At 71.8% G+C, this 17,220-nt stretch carries 17 protein-coding genes; 7 read left to right on the top strand and 10 right to left on the bottom strand.

All coding sequences use genetic code 11. The annotated features are described in order from the left end of the window. The first annotated feature begins 59 nt into the window (after positions 1-59). Positions 60-1,424: an MFS transporter gene (locus ACFWI9_RS09365; protein ID WP_387160195.1), complete on the top strand. Its 1,365-nt coding sequence runs from the start codon at positions 60-62 to the stop codon at positions 1,422-1,424. A gap of 7 nt (positions 1,425-1,431) precedes the next feature. On the opposite strand, the gene ACFWI9_RS09360 is transcribed toward ACFWI9_RS09365, so the two are convergent. Beyond that, positions 1,432-1,809: a cupin domain-containing protein gene (locus ACFWI9_RS09360; RefSeq protein WP_387160194.1), complete on the bottom strand. Its 378-nt coding sequence runs from the start codon at positions 1,807-1,809 to the stop codon at positions 1,432-1,434. A 123-nt stretch (positions 1,810-1,932) separates the two neighbouring features. Between ACFWI9_RS09360 and ACFWI9_RS09355 the strand changes: the two genes are divergently transcribed. Together ACFWI9_RS09355 and ACFWI9_RS09350 are read left to right on the top strand one after the other, a co-directional pair. Beyond that, a complete protein-coding gene (locus tag ACFWI9_RS09355; protein ID WP_387160192.1) occupies positions 1,933-2,841 on the top strand; it encodes a pseudouridine-5'-phosphate glycosidase in 909 nt (302 codons plus the stop codon). Further along, the gene (locus ACFWI9_RS09350) at positions 2,838-3,773 is read left to right on the top strand and encodes a carbohydrate kinase family protein (RefSeq protein WP_387160190.1); all 936 of its coding nucleotides are present in this window, start codon (positions 2,838-2,840) and stop codon (positions 3,771-3,773) included. The genes ACFWI9_RS09355 and ACFWI9_RS09350 overlap by 4 nt, the downstream gene beginning before the upstream one ends. 330 nt (positions 3,774-4,103) lie before the next feature. Here the strand turns inward: ACFWI9_RS09350 and ACFWI9_RS09345 are convergent, their stop codons facing one another. Continuing rightward, positions 4,104-4,760 (bottom strand): uridine kinase, encoded by a 657-nt coding sequence (locus ACFWI9_RS09345; protein ID WP_387160188.1) that lies wholly within the window; start codon positions 4,758-4,760, stop codon positions 4,104-4,106. Between the two features lie 79 nt (positions 4,761-4,839). Beyond that, positions 4,840-5,523 carry a winged helix-turn-helix transcriptional regulator gene (locus ACFWI9_RS09340; protein ID WP_387160186.1) on the bottom strand — a complete coding sequence of 228 codons (684 nt, stop codon included), beginning with the start codon at positions 5,521-5,523 and terminating at the stop codon, positions 4,840-4,842. Positions 5,524-5,608: 85 nt separating this feature from the next. Here ACFWI9_RS09340 and ACFWI9_RS09335 point away from each other — a divergent pair, with 85 nt between their 5' ends. After that, complete coding sequence (locus tag ACFWI9_RS09335; protein ID WP_387160185.1) at positions 5,609-6,820, top strand: pyridoxal phosphate-dependent aminotransferase; 1,212 nt, start codon at positions 5,609-5,611, stop codon at positions 6,818-6,820. A gap of 441 nt (positions 6,821-7,261) precedes the next feature. On the opposite strand, the gene ACFWI9_RS09330 is transcribed toward ACFWI9_RS09335, so the two are convergent. Further along, positions 7,262-7,996, bottom strand: coding sequence for a hypothetical protein (locus tag ACFWI9_RS09330; RefSeq protein WP_387160184.1), 735 nt, complete (start codon positions 7,994-7,996; stop codon positions 7,262-7,264). 118 nt (positions 7,997-8,114) lie between these two features. On the opposite strand from ACFWI9_RS09330, the gene ACFWI9_RS09325 reads away from it, so the two are divergent. Next, a complete protein-coding gene (locus ACFWI9_RS09325) occupies positions 8,115-8,804 on the top strand; it encodes a DUF2293 domain-containing protein (RefSeq protein ID WP_387160183.1) in 690 nt (229 codons plus the stop codon). 49 nt (positions 8,805-8,853) lie between these two features. On the opposite strand, the gene ACFWI9_RS09320 is transcribed toward ACFWI9_RS09325, so the two are convergent. From ACFWI9_RS09320 to ACFWI9_RS09305, 4 genes are all read right to left on the bottom strand, one after another. After that, entirely contained in the window at positions 8,854-9,564 is a 711-nt protein-coding gene (locus ACFWI9_RS09320) for a chaplin (RefSeq protein WP_387160182.1), read from the bottom strand. Between the two features lie 164 nt (positions 9,565-9,728). Continuing rightward, on the bottom strand, positions 9,729-11,072 hold the full coding sequence (locus ACFWI9_RS09315) for an SWIM zinc finger family protein (protein ID WP_387160181.1): 1,344 nt from the start codon (positions 11,070-11,072) through the stop codon (positions 9,729-9,731). Further along, positions 11,069-14,056, bottom strand: coding sequence for a DEAD/DEAH box helicase (locus ACFWI9_RS09310; protein WP_387160180.1), 2,988 nt, complete (start codon positions 14,054-14,056; stop codon positions 11,069-11,071). Before ACFWI9_RS09310 ends, ACFWI9_RS09315 begins: the two co-directional genes overlap by 4 nt. A 171-nt stretch (positions 14,057-14,227) precedes the next feature. Beyond that, positions 14,228-15,199 carry a slipin family protein gene (locus ACFWI9_RS09305; RefSeq protein ID WP_387160220.1) on the bottom strand — a complete coding sequence of 324 codons (972 nt, stop codon included), beginning with the start codon at positions 15,197-15,199 and terminating at the stop codon, positions 14,228-14,230. Between the two features lie 216 nt (positions 15,200-15,415). Here ACFWI9_RS09305 and ACFWI9_RS09300 point away from each other — a divergent pair, with 216 nt between their 5' ends. Beyond that, positions 15,416-15,751: a hypothetical protein gene (locus tag ACFWI9_RS09300; protein ID WP_387160179.1), complete on the top strand. Its 336-nt coding sequence runs from the start codon at positions 15,416-15,418 to the stop codon at positions 15,749-15,751. 115 nt (positions 15,752-15,866) lie between these two features. Continuing rightward, positions 15,867-16,142: a DUF6343 family protein gene (locus tag ACFWI9_RS09295; protein WP_387160177.1), complete on the top strand. Its 276-nt coding sequence runs from the start codon at positions 15,867-15,869 to the stop codon at positions 16,140-16,142. 3 nt (positions 16,143-16,145) lie between these two features. On the opposite strand, the gene ACFWI9_RS09290 is transcribed toward ACFWI9_RS09295, so the two are convergent. Next, positions 16,146-16,511, bottom strand: coding sequence for a tetratricopeptide repeat protein (locus tag ACFWI9_RS09290; protein ID WP_387160175.1), 366 nt, complete (start codon positions 16,509-16,511; stop codon positions 16,146-16,148). A gap of 99 nt (positions 16,512-16,610) precedes the next feature. Continuing rightward, the gene (gene coaE / locus ACFWI9_RS09285; protein ID WP_387160173.1) at positions 16,611-17,213 is read right to left on the bottom strand and encodes a dephospho-CoA kinase; all 603 of its coding nucleotides are present in this window, start codon (positions 17,211-17,213) and stop codon (positions 16,611-16,613) included. Between the last annotated feature and the right edge of the window lie 7 nt (positions 17,214-17,220).

The raw sequence follows: 17,220 nt of genomic DNA, 5'->3' as shown, positions 1-17,220 counted from the left end.
TGTGATGTTGCGATAGTCGGATTCGACGGCACGATCTGCGGACCGGGCGCGGTCGCCCGATGAGCGCCGGGTCGAAGTCCGCGGCCGTGGTCGACGCGGCGGAACTGCCCGCGCTGCGCCGCCGGATCACCCCGGTGCTCATCGCGGGCCAGATACTCGGCGGCCTCGGCGTGGCCACCGGCGTCGCCCTGGCCGCGGTGCTGGCACAGCATGTGAGCGGTTCCGAGGCGCTCGCGGGTCTCGCGTCGACGGCGATGGTGGCCGGTACGGCGGTGCTGTCCGTACCGCTGGCCGCGCTGATGAACGCGCGTGGCCGCCGCCCCGGACTGGTACTGGCCTACGTGATCGGTGCGATCGGGGCGGGTGTCGTGGTCCTGGCGGCGGTGCTCGGGAACTACCCGCTGCTGCTGCTGGGACTGGCGGGCTTCGGCGCCGCCTCGTCGGCCAACCTCCAGTCGCGGTTCGCCGCGGCGGACCTGGCGGAGCCGGAGCGGCGGGCGCGAGCCATCTCCTTCGTGGTGTGGGCCACCACGATCGGAGCGGTGCTCGGGCCCAACATCGCCGCACCCGCGGGACGCAGTGCGGCACGGCTCGGGATCCCCGAGACGGCGGGACCGTTCTTGTGGGCGGGCGGGGTGTTCCTGGTCTCGGCAGTCGTCATCGCCCTGCTGCTGCGCCCCGATCCCCTGCTGACGGCCCGGGCACTGGCCCCGGCCGGCGAGGACACCAAGGAAGGGCGCTCGCTGCGGGCGGGCGTGCGTGCGGTCCGGGCCTCGCCACCGGCCCAGTTGGCTTTCACCACCATCGCGGTGGCCCATACCGCGATGGTGTCGATCATGTCGATGACACCCGTGGCCCTGAGCCATCACGGGGCGGGAATCGAGCTGATAGGACTGGTGATCAGCGGCCATATCGCAGGCATGTACGCGTTCTCACCGGTGATGGGCTGGCTTGCCGACCGGCTCGGCCGGCTCTCGGTGATCGGCCTGGCGGTGGGGCTGCTCGCCTGCGCGGCGCTGCTGGCCGGCACCGCCGGGGCGAGCCATGGCCGTACCGCCGCGGGCCTGTTCCTGCTCGGTCTCGGCTGGTCCGCCGGACTGGTCTCGGGCTCGGCCCTGCTCACCGACTCGGTGCCAGGACCGGCCCGGGCAGCCGTGCAGGGTCTTTCCGACCTGACCATGAGCGCGGCGGCGGGCATCGGCGGTATAGCGGCCGGCCTGATCGTGTCACGCGCGAGCTACGGCTGGCTGAACATGGTCGGAGCCTGCCTGCTGCTGCCGCTGGCCGCCCTCGCCGTGTATCGCGCACTCAGCCGGGCGCGCGGCGGCGAGGACGCGACGGCGTCGGCGGGCGGCCCAGCCGTCCGCAAGGACACCCCCGCTGTCGTCCCGGACCCGGCGGGTTCCGCGACCGCCGCCGACTGAGCCCGGCTCACAGGCTGATGTGGTAGGCCTTCCGCAGCGTTTCGTGGACCGTCCAGGTCGTCCTGTCGCCCTCGCGCAGCACACACGCGTCGCCGGGGCCGAGTTCAAGGGTGACCCCGCCCTCCACCTCCACGGTGGCACGACCGCTCACGACGACGAACAGCTCATTGGCCTCGGTGTCCGTGACCACACCGGGCGTGATCTGCCAGATGCCCCGCAACTGCTTGCCGTCTTCCGACTCCCACAGGACCCTTCCGGTCACCACGGGCTCGCCGGAGACGATCTGGTCGGGGTCGAGCGGTTCCACCTCCAGCTCGATGTCCGGAATGTGCACGACAAAAGAAGGGGAATCCGGGCCGGCGGTGGTGCCATCAAAGGTCGTCATGGCGCGTCACCTTAGCGGGGCCGTCCGGGCACCGCGCGGGCAGGCACGGCCCGATGGCGCGACGAGGGAATTCCCTGCCCGCGGAAACGTTTGCGCGGTGGGGTGGGGTGCCAGGGATGGATCATGTCCGAGACCACGCTGCTGCTGTCGCCAGAGGTACGGGAGGCGCTCGACGCCCACCGTCCCGTCGTCGCCCTCGAGTCCACGATCATCGCGCACGGCCTGCCCCGCCCGCGCAATCTGGCCGTCGCGGAGGAGCTTGAGTCCCTCGTCAGGGACCACGGGGCGGTACCGGCGACGATCGCCGTACTGGACGGTCACCCCCATGTCGGCCTCGCCAAGGCGCAGTTGGAGCGGATCGCCCAGGACCCCGACGTGCGCAAGCTCGGCCATCGCGACCTCGCGCCCGCCCTCGCCACCGGGGCGAGCGGGGCGACGACCGTGTCCGCCACGGCGTTTCTCGCCGCCCGTGCCGGGATCAGGGTCTTCGCGACGGGCGGACTCGGCGGAGTCCACCGGGAGTGGGTCGACTCCCAGGACGAGTCGGCCGATCTGCGGCTGCTGGCGCGGACCCGGATCGCCGTCGTCTGCGCCGGGGTGAAGTCGATCCTGGACGTCCCCGCGACCCTGCAACGCCTGGAGACCCTGGGCGTCGGTGTCCTGGGCTACGGCACCGGCGACTTCCCCGGTTTCTACCTGTCCTCCTCGGGCGAGCCGGTCGACTGGACGGTGCGTACGCCCGAAGAGGTCGCCCGGGTGATCCGCGCCCAGGACGCGCTCGGCGGCCCCGATACGGCACTGGTCGTGGCCCAGCCGGTCCCGGAGGACCAGCAGCTCGACCCCGGACTGCACGACCGGGTGCTGTCGGAAGCGCTGGAGGCCTGCCGGGAGCGCGGTATCACCGGCCAGGGGGTGACCCCCTTCCTACTGGAGCATCTGACGCGCGCCACGGCGGGCGCCTCGCTGGAGGCGAACCTCGCGGCAGTGCGCGGAAACGTGCGACTCGCCGCGCGGATCGCGGCGGCACTGTGACCGCCCCCGCCGACCCTGCCGCAACCAGCGTCGGCACCGGAGGCGGCGCCCTGCTGGTGGTCGGTGATGTGGCGACCGATGTCGTGGCGCGGCACGGTACGAGGCTCGCCCATGGCACCGACACCGCCGCGGAGGTACGCACCCTCCCGGGCGGCGCTGGGGCCAACGCGGCCTGCTGGGCCGCGTACGCGGGCTGCGCCGACGTCCGGCTGCTCGGCAGGGTCGGCGGGGAGAGCGCCGACTGGCACGCGGCGCTGCTGCGTGGGGCCGGGGTGCGTCCGCTCCTGGTGTCCGACCCCGACGTACAGACCGCAACCGTCGTCGCGCTGGTGGACGCCCACGCCGAACGCACCTTTCTCACCGACAGCGGGGCGGCCCTGCGGATCTCACCGGCCGACTGGTCGCCCGGCTTGCTCGACGGCGTCTCCCGCCTTCATCTGTCCGGCTATCTCCTCTTCGCCGACCCGAGCCGTGAACTCGCCGCCGCGGCCATCGCCGACGCACACGCCCGGGGCATCCCCGTGAGCGTGGACCCCGCGTCGGCGGGCTTCATCGGGGCACTGGGCGCGGAGCAGTTCCTCCAGGCGGCATCGGACGCCGATGTGCTGCTGCCCAACGCCGACGAGGCACGGCTGCTGACCGGCGTCGCCGACGCCGCCGACGCCGCGGCCTTACTGAGCCGCCGCATCCCGCTCGCCGTCGTCACACTCGGCGCCGAAGGCGCGCTGGTGGCGGAATCGGGCACGGTGACGGCACGGGTACCTCCGGTCCCGGCCAAGGCGGTCGACTCGACGGGAGCGGGCGATGCCTTCAACGGCGCCTTCCTCGCCGCTCTCCTGTCCGGCGCGGACCCGGCGGTCGCCGCGAGGGAGGGATGCCGCGCGGGAGCCCTCGCGGTCACATTGGACGGGGGGCGACCACCCACGGGATGAGGAACCGACCGCGGCAGCGTCCGCGGCCTTCGTCGGGCGCCGGTCGTCACGGGCGCGCGCCGTACGCGCAGACGGCCCGCACAGGGGTATTCGGATGGCGAGGCCGGCAGCGTCCTCCTGGCTGTCCGGTGGCGAGCTGATCCAGCGGCGCAGGGCGGGATCCCGGAGCGCCTCGACCAGCGCGGCTGCGTCCCGCGGCTGCCATTGGGCGAAGAACAAGCGGAGGAGCGCTTGGTGTTGCGGCCACTTCGGGTATCAGCGGAGCGTTCACCGGTCGATCGCCGACCACGAAAGGCGGGGGTTCGGTCTGCATCTGGCGGAGCGGGACGCTCAGGGTGCTTCACCGGATCCCCAGGGATCGTTCCAGGCCGGATGCCTCGGGTCGTCGGCGCGGACGACGACCTCGGCGGAGTCGGCCGGGGCCACTTCGTGCTCGTAACGCCCGAAAGCAGGCAGCGTCCAGTGCTCGGCCTCGTCCGTTCGGCGGCGCAGCGCACCCGGCGAGAGCCGCAGATGGACGGTGAGATCGAACGGGAACCAGTGCCCGAGCAGCAGCGGTCCGTGCAGCACCAGCACTCCTCCGGGAGGGAGTTCGCGTGGAGCGCTGCGGGTGGCACGGTCGGTGTCCGGGTCCCGGAGGTCGGGCAGCACCCGTCCCGAGCCGCCCGGCTCCAGTGGTCCGAAGACCTCGCGCCAGAGCGCCCCGGTGTCGAACCAGCCCGCGTAGTACGAGTCGGGGTCCTCGCGGCCGTGCTCGTAACGCAGCGACGCCGGCCGCAGGAAACCGGTGGCCGCGACCACCTGGACCGAACGCCCGCGCAGTCTCAGTGCTTCCGCGAGCCCGGAGGCGGCGGTGCCCGTGCCGGTGGCGGGCGCGCCGTCCACGGCCACCCGGAGCCAAGGGCCGCCGTCCGCGGCCGTGGTCCGCGTGATCCGGTCGGCGACGGCTTCAATGAGACGTTCCCAGGAGATCGGTTCCAGTCGCACGGCTCCATGATGCCGGGGCGGTGACCGGGCGAGCGGCGCGGCCCCGGCGGCCTGATGCCGTATGGCAGGGCGTACGGCATCAGGCCGTGGACCGCTTCACGTTGACACGCCCGTCCCGCACCGCGTCCGCCACGCTCAGCAGTCCCCGGCAGATCTCCAGGCAGGTCCCGACGTCGAGTTCCAGGCGCGCCGCGGCTGTGCCTTCCGGCGCCGCCCCCTCCCCGTACACGGGCTCCCCCGCGTCCGCACCGACCCGGACGTGGAACTCACCTTCGTCCAACCGGACTTCCACGACCCCCCGCCAGTCTTCCCGTTCAAGACTCCGCCGCAGCGGCAGGGCGAGCCAGTGGGCCCGCACCGCGTCCGTGGGCCGGGGGTCGGTCAGCTCGGGAGCTCCCCACCCGGCCAGGGCGGTGAGCACGGGCAGCAGCCCATGTCCACGAGGGGTCAGTTCGTAGACATACGCCGAGACAGGCGCCGGAAGGCGGCGGCGCACGGTCAGCCCCACGCGTTCCATGTCCTTGAGCCGGGACGCCAGCACGTCCGTGCTCACGCCCGGCAGGTCCACATGCAGATCGGTGTAGCGGCGCGGCCCCGCCAGCAACTCCCGCACGATCAGCAGGGTCCAGCGGTCGCCCACCGCGTCGAGCGCGCGGGCGGCGGCGCAGAACTGGTCATAGCTTCGACGGCGCGGGACGCGCGGCGAGGACGCGGCAGGCGGCGCTGTCGCGGTACGCGGCGGGGGTGTCGGACGAGTCGGCATGCGAGGCAGTCTAGACATACCGTTGGACTTTCCAAGCGATCACTTGGTAAAACCAAGCAATACCGTTTCCGGGGAGGTCAGCACAATGGAGTTCCGGCAGTCGAGCAAGCTGAGCGAGGTCTGCTACGAGATCCGCGGTCCGGTGATCGAGCACGCCAACGCACTGGAGGAGGCGGGCCACAGCGTCCTGCGCCTCAACACGGGCAACCCCGCGCTCTTCGGCTTCGAGGCACCGGAGGAGATCCTCCAGGACGTGATCCGGATGCTGCCGCAGGCCCACGGATACACCGACTCCCGCGGCATCCTCTCCGCCCGCCGCGCGGTCGCCCAGCGCTACCAGACGCTCGGGCTCAGCGAGGTCGGGGTCGATGACGTCTTCCTCGGCAACGGTGTGTCCGAGCTGGTCTCCATGGCCGTCCAGGCGCTGGTGGAGGACGGCGACGAGGTCCTCATCCCCGCCCCCGACTACCCGCTGTGGACCGCCGTCACCACTTTCGCCGCGGGACGCCCCGTCCACTACCTCTGCGACGAGTCGGCGGACTGGTACCCGGACCTCGACGACATGGCCTCGAAGATCACCGACCGCACCAAGGCCGTGGTGATCATCAACCCCAACAACCCCACCGGCGCCGTGTATCCGCCCGAGATCATCGAGGGAATCCTCGATCTGGCGCGCCGCCACCAGCTGATGGTGTTCGCCGACGAGATCTACGACCAGATCGTGTACGACGACGCCGTCCACCACAGCGCCGCGGCCCTCGCTCCGGACCTGGTCGTGCTCACCTTCAGCGGGCTCTCCAAGACCTACCGCGTGGCCGGCTTCCGTTCCGGCTGGCTGGTCGTCACCGGACCCAAGCAGCACGCTCGCAGCTATCTGGAGGGGCTCACCATGCTCGCCTCCATGCGGCTGTGCCCCAACGCGCCCGCCCAGTACGCCATCCAAGCGGCGCTCGGCGGGCGCCACTCCATTCAGGAGCTCACCGCCCCGGGTGGGCGGCTGCGCGAACAGCGCGACCGCGCCTGGGAGCGCCTGAACGAGATTCCCGGGATCTCCTGTGTGAAGCCGAGGGGCGCGCTGTACGCCTTCCCGCGACTGGACCCCGCGGTGTACCCCATCCACGACGACGAGAAGTTCGTACTCGACCTGCTGCTGCGCGAGAAGATCCAGGTCGTTCAGGGTTCGGGCTTCAACTGGCCGCGCCCGGACCACTTCCGGATCCTGACGCTGCCGCATGCCGACGACCTGGACGCGGCGATCAGCCGCATCGGCCGCTTCCTCAGCGGCTACCGCCAGTGAGGGTGCCGCGGAAGGGGGCGAAACGGGAGCGGGCCCGGAGGCGTAGCCTGCCTCCGGGCCCTGTCGATGCCGCTCACGTCACACGCCGGCACGCTTGAGGGTCCGGGTCAGTCTCATTGCGTCGCGTCCTGCCTTTGGACCACCGCCGATCGAGCTCGGCGGACCAGATTCGAACTGGCATTTCGACGCACCAGGGCCCGGGCCCGGTCGATCCGACGATGAGCGGCGAATGCTGAGTCTGGAGCGAGAGTCTGAGATTGATCGCGGTCTGCCTCTGCCGAGTTGGGCTACCCCGGCGCGCACGGTAGTGCCGGGGGGAGGACTCGAACCTCCACTGGAACCGCTTCGTCACGACAAGCTTCAGTTTCAGCTTTGCGCTCCTCGCGCACCCCATCCGCGGACATGCGGACGGGGAGTCTGGGTGATCGTAGCCTCAGAAGGCTACTGACCGAAGAGATAGCCGAAGACGGCGTCCCCGACCCGCTGGTCGGTGACCTCCGCGCCGTTGGCCTCCTCGCGGGCGAACTTCACAGCCTGCTGGAGCTTCTCCACCCGGTCCAGCAGTTCGTTGACCCGTCGGGCCGGCAGCGCTCCGGAGAACTTGACCGTCGTCCAGTAGCCGACGGGGATGTCCTCGTAGTACACCTCGACCTGCGCCGGGTGCTTCTCGGTGGCCTCCGCCTTCACATGGTTGCGGGGCACCTTCCTGGTGCGGACCGTCTTGACCGGCTCGGTCTTCCAGGAGTCCGTGGAGGGGTCCTGGGACCAGGACTCGGCCGCGTCGAGCACCGGGAGCTTGCGGACGAAGGTGTTGATGTCCGTCAGCTGCTTCTCCAGGAACAGGAGATAGGCGACCGGTGCGGCGGCGACGAGCACCCGGCCGTCGACGGTGATGTCGGCGCGGGCCGTGCAGTTGGCCCAGTCCTTGGTGGCGGTCACGTCGAACAGCCGGGTCAGCGTCCTGGCAGTGTCGCGCAGTACGTCCTCGGCCTTGATCTGCACCAGCGTGGACTCGGGCGGAAGCTGTTCGCCCTCCTCGTCCTTCGGCTGGTACGTCCGGGAGATTCCGGCCAGAAGTGCGGGCTTCTGGAGGCCGTGATGGGCCGCCGTGAGGTCCTGGTGCGCCTTGGACTTGACGCCCTTCTCCACTGCGATGATCTGATTGAGTTTCGCCACGTCCGGGAAGTTAGCAGCCCCCGAGTGGACTCAGCGAGTGCTTATTCGCGGTGCTGCCGGGGAACGGGAGGCAACGGGGAACACCACGCAACCGCTGCGGGGGAGGGGGCGGAGTCCGGTGGAACCACTGGTGGTCGTGGAGCCGTTGAGGCAGCGCCGCTGCGCCGACTGCCATCGCGGGCCGCTGGAACGGCTGGTCCTGGAGTTCGGCTCCCCGCGCTGTCTGGACTGCGCCGACCTGGGGCATCTGGTGTTCCTGCCGCGAGGGAACGCGGCGCTCACCCGCCGCGCCCGCGAGGCGAGTGCACTGTGGGCCGTCGTCGTACGGCACAACAGGCAGCGCACACGGTACGAGCGGCAGGGCCTGCTGGTGGAGGAGGCGGCGCTGGCCCGGGCCGAGGCGGCCTGTCTGGCCGACGCGGATGTGCGGGCCAGGCGCCGGGAGCGGGACGCGGCTCTGCGTGCGGCGCGGGACGTGCGCTTCACGGCGACGCTGACGGCGGAGATCCTGCGGCTGTTCCCGTACTGCCCGCTGGACCGGGCGGCCGATGTCGCGGCGCACACTTCGGAGCGCGGAAGCGGGCGGGTCGGTCGCACCGCGGCCGGCCGCGCACTGGACGAGGGCGCGGTCACGGCGGCGGTGCGTGCGTCCGTACGGCATCTGGACACGCCGTACGACAGTCTGCTCATGCGGGGTGTGCCTCGCCAAGAGGCGCGCAGACAGGTGGCTCAGGCCATCGAGGCCACGCTGATCCGGTGGCGCGGACCTGAGCGGGACGGGGCGGGCACGGGAGCGGGAGCGGGGTGACGCCCGCCGTGTGAATGCGAACGCCCCCGGTCCCCTTGTGCTGGTCGTACTACGCCGCGGCGCGGAAGCGGCGGTAGAGCACGGCTCCGCCCAGGATCATCGCGGCGCCTGCCGGGACGGTGAAGGCGGCACCGGCCGCAGCGCCCGTCTGGGCAAGCTGGGCGGACTCCGAGTGGGGTTCGTGGTGAGCGGCGGCGACTTCTTCCATCGGCGGCCGGGATACCGGCTCCGGGGCGACCGGACCGTTCGACGACACATTGCCGACGGAGGCATTGCCGATACCCACGACATTGACGGAATTACCGGAGACATTCACCGGCACATCGACGGGAAGCTGAATCCCGTTGCCGGAGAGCAGTCCCGGGGAACCCTGGGCGTCGGCAGTGGCGAGGGCCCCGCCGAGGACGCCGTTGTCCCGTTCGACACCGGTACGGGCGCCGGCACGGGCGTCGCGGTCGGCACCGTTGTCACGGTCGTCGTCAGCGGCGGACCGCACGTCGCGGGCGGTCAGAGCGGAATCGCTCCCATTCGCACAGCGGTTGCCGACGGCCGGGTTGAGCGCGCCGATCACGTTGACGGTGTTACCGCACACGTTCACCGGGACGTGCACCGGGATCTGCACGGTGTTCCCGGAGATCAGGCCCGGCGATCCGGCCGCGCCTCCCTGGGCGCCCGAGTCGGCGTGCGCGGCCCCGACGGCCGCCATCGCGCCGCCCGTGACCATCGCTGCGACGAGGCCTGTTCGGCAAATCTGCCTCATTGTTCCTGCCTTCCGGATAATGACCACGGGTTACTGCCCGCACCGGAAATAACGCGATGGAGCCATTCGGGTTATGGCCGACCGTGCTTTCACCCCATCGAGTGGGCAGATTATCGAACTGAATGCAACAACGCCCTCACTCGATGCGATAATCTGACTGAACTTTAGCGTCCTGTCAGCGCGGTGAGCGCCCCGACTGGATCCGTGTCGGGCATACCGCGCGGCCACCAGTCGTCGGAGCCGGGTTCCGCCTCATAGCCGTACCACAAGCCGTCCCGGCCCAGGCGCAGTTGGAGCGTGGCGGTGGAGAGCCGGTTGCGCCGCGGCCGGAAGGCCGGGCCGTCGGGGAAACCGGCGGCGACCAGTGCGGGCCGGGCCCGGTCGAATGGACCGGCCGGAGGGTCCCACTCCTCCTCCAGGGCGGCGAGACCCGCGAGACCGCCCTGGCGCCAGGCCGCTACGGCACGGGCCAGCTCCGTCGGGGTGCGGTCGGCGGCGCGGGCCAGTGCGGTGTAGAGCGCGCGGGTGGACGCGGTGAGCCCGGAGCCGGGGTGGGCGGCGGCCAGCCGGACCGCGTCCTGCCAGGAGGTGAGTCCGGCGAGCGGGTCCCGCCCCGTCCGTAGGGTGGTGTGGGCACGGCCCGCCGCCTCGGTGGCGAGCAGGTCGAGGGCGAGTGGGTCGGGGCCACCGGCCGCCTCCGGATAAACGGGCGGTCGCCCGGGCTGCGGGGGGAGGGGCAGCGGGTCCGGCAGCGACGGGCGGCCACGGTCCGCGAGCGCAGCCGCGGCCGGGACGGACGCCATCGGCGGTGGCGGCGCGGCGCCGTCGCGTCCCGTCCCGGCGCCCTGCCGGTGGATGGCGTGCTCCACCGCGATGCGCTGGGCGGCGGCACGCTCCGCCGCCGAACGTGCCGCGTTGCGCCGGGTGAGCTCGGCCAGCACCTCTTGTTCGCCGCGTCCGCGCATCAGGAACAGCACGAACGGGTCCTCGTCCAGGATCCTGGCCGTCTGGTAGCAGAGCGCGGCGGCGTGCTTGCAGGGCAGCCCGTCATCGGGGCAGGAGCAGTCGGGGATCAGATCGCCCGGTACGGGCAGCAGCTCGGCGGCGTCCGCGAGCGCGTGCGGCACGTCCTTGTCGAGCAGCGCGGCGATGTGGTCGGGCCGGGACGCCGCGGTGTCCAGGAGCCGCTCCCAGTCCTCGTCGCCGAGGGTGCGCAGCCTGATGTCCGTGCGGTACGGGCGCGGGCGGGAGCCATGGACGTAGGCGGTGACCCTGCCCGGTGTCACGGTGATCGCGTCGACGTGGCCCCGACCCGCGTACGACCGGCCGCGAGCGAGGCGCGCCGAGTCGAGCGCGTTGTCCTCCAGCGCGTCCACCCATGCATTGCCCCACCAGGAGGCGGCGGAGGTCTCGTCCCCGGAGCGCGGGGCGAGCCGCGGGAACGTACGCCGGCGGTCGTCCGGCCTCCGTGGGGAGTCCCTGCGGGCGGACCGGTGGTGGGCGCTCATGACGGCCTCCGCAGCGAGACGAGATCGGCCAGTTCCCGGTCGGTGAGCTCGGTCAGCGCCGCCTCACCGGAACCGAGCACCGCGTCCGCCAGTGCCCGCTTGGAGAGCAGCAGCTCGGCGATGCGGTCCTCCACGGTGCCCTCGGCGATCAGCCGGTGGACCTGTACGGGCTGGGTCTGGCCGATGCGGTAGGCACGGTCGGTGGCCTGGTCCTCCACCGCGGGGTTCCACCAGCGGTCGTAGTGGATGACATGACCGGCCCTGGTCAGATTGAGCCCGGTGCCCGCGGCCTTCAGGGAGAGGAGGAACACGGGGATCTCGCCCGACTGGAAGCGGTCCACCATCCGCTCCCGCTCGGGCACCGGGGTGGCGCCGTGGAGCAGCTGGGAGGTGATCCCCCTTGCTTCGAGGTGTCCGGAGATCAACCGGGCCATCGACACGTACTGGGTGAAGACCAGCGCCGAACCGTCCTCGGCCAGGATCGTGTCGAGCAGTTCGTCGAGCAGGGTGAGTTTCCCGGAGCGGGCGGCGAGCCGGGCGCCGTCCTCCTTCAGATACTGCGCCGGGTGGTTGCAGATCTGCTTCAGCGAGGTGAGCAGCTTCATGATCAGTCCGCGGCGTGCCATGCCCTCGGCACTCTCGATCCGGGCCATGGTCTCGCGCACGACGGCCTCGTAGAGCGACGCCTGCTCCCGGGTGAGCGGCACGGGATGGTCGGACTCGGTCTTGGGCGGCAGCTCCGGCACGATTCCGGGGTCGGATTTCCTGCGGCGCAGCAGGAAGGGCCGGACGAGGCGGGCGAGTCGCTCGACGGCCTCGTCGTTCCCGGCGAACTCGGCGTTCTGCTGGTTCTCGACGGCGCGGGCGTGGCGGGCGCGGAAGGCCTTCAGCGGTCCGAGCAGCCCGGGTGTGGTCCAGTCGAGGAGTGCCCAGAGCTCGGACAGGTTGTTCTCGACGGGGGTGCCGGTGAGGGCGATCCTGGCCGGGGCGGGGATGGTGCGCAGGGCCTTGGCGGTGGCCGAGAACGGGTTCTTGACGTGCTGTGCCTCGTCGGCGACGACCATGCCCCAGGTCTCGGCGGCGAGCGCGGCGGCGCTGGAACGCATCGTGCCGTAGGTGGTCAGGACGAAGGCGGGGCGGTCTGCCTCGGTGCGGCCGGTCCGGACGGGCTCCAGACTGCGCTCGGCGCCGTGGAAGCGGATCACCGGCACGCCGGGGGCGAACCGGGTGATCTCCCGCTGCCAGTTGCCGAGGAGGGACGCCGGGCAGACGACCAGGGTCGGTGCCGTGCGGGCGCCGGGCAGGACACCGGACTGGGCGGGGGGTGCGGCCTGGCGCCGGGCGCAGGCCTGGGCGGCGCGGTGCAGATGGAGTGCGATGACCGTGACCGTCTTGCCGAGTCCCATGTCGTCGGCGAGGCAGCCGCCGAGCCCGAGTGAGGTCATCAGGTCCAGCCAGCTGAGCCCGCGGAGCTGGTAGTCGCGCAGCGTCGCGTCGAGCCCGGGCGGTTGGGCGAGCGCGGCCGGGCCTTCGACCAGCCGGTCGCGGAGCGCGGCGAGCGTGCCTTCGGGCACGGCGTCGACGGTCTCCCCGTCCACCTCGGCGCTGCCGGTGAGGGCCACCGCGAGTGCGTCCACCGGTCCCAGCAGGCCCAGCTCCCGCTTGCGTGCCTTGCGTACGAGATCGGGGTCGACCACCACCCACTGGTCGCGCAGCCGCACGATCGGCCGGTGGGATTCGGCGAGCGCGTCCATCTCCCCCGCGGTCAGCGTGTCCCCGCCCAGGGCCAGCCGCCAGTGGAACGCGAGGAGGCTCTCACTGTCGAAGAACGGCGTGCCGTCGGTGGCCGAGCCCGGTGCCGGTGACCGGACCACCGCCGTGGCGCTGAGGGTCCTGGCGAGTTCCCTGGGCCAGTGCACGGCCACGCCCGCCGCTCCGAGCCGCTCCGCGGCCACGCCCAGCAGCTCGTACAGCTCGTCCTCACTCAGCGGGAGGACATCGGGGACCTCGCGCTCCAGTAGGCGCGCGAGCGGGTGCCACACCCTGGCGGCGCGGCGCAGCGCCAGCACCGCGTCGATCCGCGCCCGCGGCCCGAAGTGGTCGTCGCCGTCGCCCGCCCAGAGCCGCGCGGCGTCGAGGACCAGGGTCGGATCGGCGAGGCTGTGCACCTGGACGAGGGCGGCGGCGGCTTGCCGCGCCGACCCGCCCCCGTACGGCTCGTCCTCGTCGGGGCCGTCCTCCGCGGTCTCGGGGACGTCGGCGCGGTCGAACAGCTCGTACGCCGACAGATCGAGCCGCAGTGAGATCCGGACGCCGGCGTCCATGCCCGCGGCGGCCTCGGCGGCCCAGGCGCGGGCGTCCGGCAGCCGCTGCGGAGCCACCGCGGCGAACGGCCGTCCCACGGCGTGCTCGGCCGCCGGGGTGCGGGGAAGCGTGTCCGCGACCGCGTCCAGGAACGACCGGACCAGTGCCTCGGGCTCGGGCAGCCGCATCGGGCGCAGCCCGGGGACCGGGGTGGCGTGGGCTTCGTAGGGCATCGCGGCGGCGATGGCGCGGAGATGGGCGATGTCGTCGGCGTCGAGCGGACCGGCCCGCCAGGCGTCCTGGTCCTCCGTGGTCAGTCCGGGCAGCAGCCGGCCGCATGCGACGAGCCGAAGCGCGTGCAGGGCGGCGGCACCCCAGCAGACGGTGGCGGGGTGCGCCGTGGTGTCGTGCCGGGCGCGGGCGAGCAGCGGCAGGGCGTCGGCGATGGGCAGCAGCACGGCAGGGACGACCCGGCGGCGTACCCCACCGCCGTGCCGCCGGGCCACCGTCAGCTCGGTGTGCTCCCCCGCCGCGCAGTCCTCGAGGGACGGCGGCTCCCCTTCCGGGCTCCAGAAGGCGACGCGCCCTTCACGCGGCAGCACCGCGGGGACGAAGACCGCGGCGCTGGTGTGCAGCGCCGACCGCTCGCGCGGCGTATGCGTTCGCGACGGACGCGGCATGCGCGAGGCACCTCCCCTCCGGTGGCCGGGCTCAGAGTCCTTCGTTCCCTTCGGGCGGGCTCGGGTCCTTCGAAGCCGTCTGGTCCTTTGAGCCACGACCATACGGGTGGGGTCTGACAGTGCGCCTTGAAAGGGGCTCGGCCTGCGCTGATACCGGCCACCCGCCCGCCGTCACGCCGTTCGGCGGCCCTCCTCCGGTGCCTCCTCCTCGGCCCTCGGTGCCCCGACCGCCTCGGGCAGCGGCAGGTCCAAGCCGAGGCCCGCGATCCCGCCGGACTCATCCAGCCCTCCGAGAGCGGCCGGTGCCGGCGGACCGGCGGTGTCACCCGGCGCCGCCTCCTCCCGCGCGCCCGCGGACTCCACAGGAGCAACCGGCTCCGTGTGGTGCGCACCGCGTTCCAGGAAGCGCAGCAGTTCCACCGGGATGGGGAGCACCAGCGTGGAGTTCTTCTCGGCGGCGACGGCCATCACCGTCTGGAGCAGGCGCAACTGGAGCGCCGATGGCGCGTCAGCCATCTGGTGTGCCGCCTCGGCCAGCTTCTTCGACGCCTGGAGCTCCGCGTCGGCGTTGATGACCCGGGCCCGGCGCTCCCGGTCCGCCTCGGCCTGCCGGGCCATCGAGCGCTTCATCGTCTCCGGGAGGGACACATCCTTGATCTCCACCCGGTCGACGCTGACACCCCAGCCGAGGGCCGGGCTGTCGATCATGAGCTCCAGCCCCTGGTTGAGCTTCTCCCGGTTGGACAGGAGGTCGTCCAGTTCGCTCTTGCCGATGATCGAGCGCAGTGAGGTCTGGGCCATCTGCGAGACGGCGAAGCGGTAGTCCTCCACACTGACGATGGCGTCGGCGGCGTCCACCACCTTGAAGTACACGACGGCGTCCACCCGCACTGTGACGTTGTCCCGGGTGATGCCCTCCTGGGCGGGCACGGGCATGGTCACGATCTGCATGTTCACCTTGTGCAGGCGGTCGACCACCGGAACGATCATCGTCAGTCCGGGCTCGCGCACTCGGTCGCGCAGCCGTCCGAGACGGAACACCACGCCCCGCTCGTACTGCTTGATCACCCGGGCCGCCGCCAGGCCATAGACCACAAGGGCGGAACCAGCCGCCACACCGGCCACCACCAGCTCTTCGACCATCACGGCACCCCCTGCCGTCCACGCCGGTCCCCGCTTCAACGGTATTCCCGCCAGGAGCGCGGGGCGAGCCTCCGAATCCCCGCCGAATCCGCCCGGGTCCCCTGTGCGGCTGTCTCTGACGTGCCTGTCGGGTGGATGTCCGGCAACGTGGCGATCACAAGCGATCACGAATGACACGACACGAGTGGGCTCCCAGACGACAGACGAGGACCAGCCATGCCCCACCTCAGGCGTCCCGCCACCGCGGCCGGGACACTGCTTCTGACCCTCGCCGTCGCGGGCTGTTCCGGCCTCGGCCGGACCGCGGTCGGCACCGTCATCTACGAGACCGAGGACAAGCGCGTCGTCAAGGTGTCCAACCCTGTCGTGACCGGCTGCTTCCCGTTCATCCCGAAGGGTGCGCACCGCGTGGAGAACGCGACGCTGGTCGACATCTTCCTGTACCGGAAGCCCAACTGCCAGGGCCCCGAGTCCGGGTACATCGGGACCACACTGTTCGACAACATCGCGCAGGGGACGACGCCGTGGCTGAGCTACAGCTTCGTGCACTGAGCCCCGCGGCCCGCCCTCGTCCGTGAGGCCGCACCACCCGGGGCGGTCATATCCGCTCGAACGCGGGTACCGGCCGGATTGCGGGTAGACCCTGGAGTGGAAGAGGCGATGGGTCATGCGCACCGGGAGTGAGCCCGCGACCGCACGCAGTCCCCTGCGGTTGCGATTCTGGCTGAGTGTCTGGGGCCTGCTGTGGGCGGTCGCCGGCACCGCCCTGTTCAGCCTGAACGGCCGGGAAGGCTGGGCGATCGCCTGCTCGGTACTGGTCGTGATCGTTTCGGCGGATCTCATGATGGTGGTGCACAGGCTCCACCAAGGGCCTCACTACCAGCCGGGCCCGGACATCCCGCCCTACGAACCGGACCGGGGAGACAACCGGCCCCCGCGCTGACCGTCAGTCCGAATCGAAACGGGCCGCTTCCAGGTACTCCGGTTTGGGATCGAGAGCAGCGGCCAGTCTGAAGTGCTTCCGGGCCGACTCCGGGCGACCCGCGCGCTGGTAGGTGCGGGCAAGCGCGAAGTGGGCGAACGCGTTGTCCGGCTCCCGCTCCAGAACGATCTCGAATTCCAGCTCCGCCGGGCGCAGTTGCGCGGCGGCGAAGAAGGCACGGGCACGCAGCAGCCGCGCGGCCGTGTTCTCGGGGTGGGCCGCGATCACCGAGTCGAGCAGCTTCACGGCACCCCGGGGGTCCCGGGCCGCCAGCAGTTGCTCGGCCGCGCGGAAGTCGATGACATGGGTCTCCGGGTTCGTGTCGGGCACTCTCGCATCCTTCCCCTTGCCTCGGTCGATTCAACATCCCCGTGGGCGCGCTTCCCGGGTGTCTCCGAGTCCCCCGCGGGTGTTCGCCCGTCCGCCGCGCTATCCGGCCGCCGCGCGCTCGGTGAGGGCTGCCCAGACCTCCCGGACGCGTGCCTCCAGCGACTCCAGGGGCCCGTCATTGTCGATGACCAGATCGGCGATGGCTCGCCGTTCCTCGCGGCCGGCCTGTGCGGCCATACGTGCCCGGGCGTCGGCCTCGGTCATACCGCGCAGCCGCACCAGCCGGTCGAGCTGGGTGCCTTCGGACGCCTCCACCACCACGACCATGTCGTAGAGCGGGGCGAGACGGTTCTCGGTGAGCAGGGGCACGTCGTGGACGACGATGGTGTCGGGCCCCGCCGCGGCTTCGAGTTCGGCCGACCGGGCTCCGACCAGGGGGTGGACGATCGCGTTCAGCGCGGCCAGCCGGTCGGCGTCGGCGAACACGATCGACCCGAGTCGCGGACGGTCGAGTGTGCCGTCGCCGGCCAGGATCTCCGGGCCGAAGGTCTCGACGATCGCCGCGAGCCCGGGCGTACCGGGCTCCACGACCTCTCGTGCGATCCTGTCGGCGTCGATGAGGATCGCCCCGTACGACACCAGCAGCCGCGACACTTCACTCTTGCCGGCGCCGATTCCGCCGGTCAGGCCCACCTTCAGCATGTGCGGA

This window comes from Streptomyces sp. NPDC127084, assembly GCF_042724175.1.
GTDB lineage: Bacteria > Actinomycetota > Actinomycetes > Streptomycetales > Streptomycetaceae > Streptomyces.
This window is presented reverse-complemented; position numbering and strand designations above follow the sequence as displayed.

What these genes read in the sequence shown, in the direction of transcription:
- ACFWI9_RS09365 (WP_387160195.1), top strand. Translation starts at nt 60, where the DNA reads ATGAGCGCCGGGTCGAAGTCCGCGGCCGTGGTCGACGCGGCGGAACTG.
- ACFWI9_RS09360 (WP_387160194.1), bottom strand. Translation starts at nt 1,809, where the DNA reads ATGACGACCTTTGATGGCACCACCGCCGGCCCGGATTCCCCTTCTTTT.
- ACFWI9_RS09355 (WP_387160192.1), top strand. Translation starts at nt 1,933, where the DNA reads ATGTCCGAGACCACGCTGCTGCTGTCGCCAGAGGTACGGGAGGCGCTC.
- ACFWI9_RS09340 (WP_387160186.1), bottom strand. Translation starts at nt 5,523, where the DNA reads ATGCCGACTCGTCCGACACCCCCGCCGCGTACCGCGACAGCGCCGCCT.
- ACFWI9_RS09335 (WP_387160185.1), top strand. Translation starts at nt 5,609, where the DNA reads ATGGAGTTCCGGCAGTCGAGCAAGCTGAGCGAGGTCTGCTACGAGATC.
- ACFWI9_RS09320 (WP_387160182.1), bottom strand. Translation starts at nt 9,564, where the DNA reads ATGAGGCAGATTTGCCGAACAGGCCTCGTCGCAGCGATGGTCACGGGC.
- ACFWI9_RS09315 (WP_387160181.1), bottom strand. Translation starts at nt 11,072, where the DNA reads ATGAGCGCCCACCACCGGTCCGCCCGCAGGGACTCCCCACGGAGGCCG.
- ACFWI9_RS09310 (WP_387160180.1), bottom strand. Translation starts at nt 14,056, where the DNA reads ATGCCGCGTCCGTCGCGAACGCATACGCCGCGCGAGCGGTCGGCGCTG.
- ACFWI9_RS09305 (WP_387160220.1), bottom strand. Translation starts at nt 15,199, where the DNA reads ATGGTCGAAGAGCTGGTGGTGGCCGGTGTGGCGGCTGGTTCCGCCCTT.
- ACFWI9_RS09300 (WP_387160179.1), top strand. Translation starts at nt 15,416, where the DNA reads ATGCCCCACCTCAGGCGTCCCGCCACCGCGGCCGGGACACTGCTTCTG.
- ACFWI9_RS09295 (WP_387160177.1), top strand. Translation starts at nt 15,867, where the DNA reads ATGCGCACCGGGAGTGAGCCCGCGACCGCACGCAGTCCCCTGCGGTTG.
- coaE (WP_387160173.1), bottom strand. Translation starts at nt 17,213, where the DNA reads ATGCTGAAGGTGGGCCTGACCGGCGGAATCGGCGCCGGCAAGAGTGAA.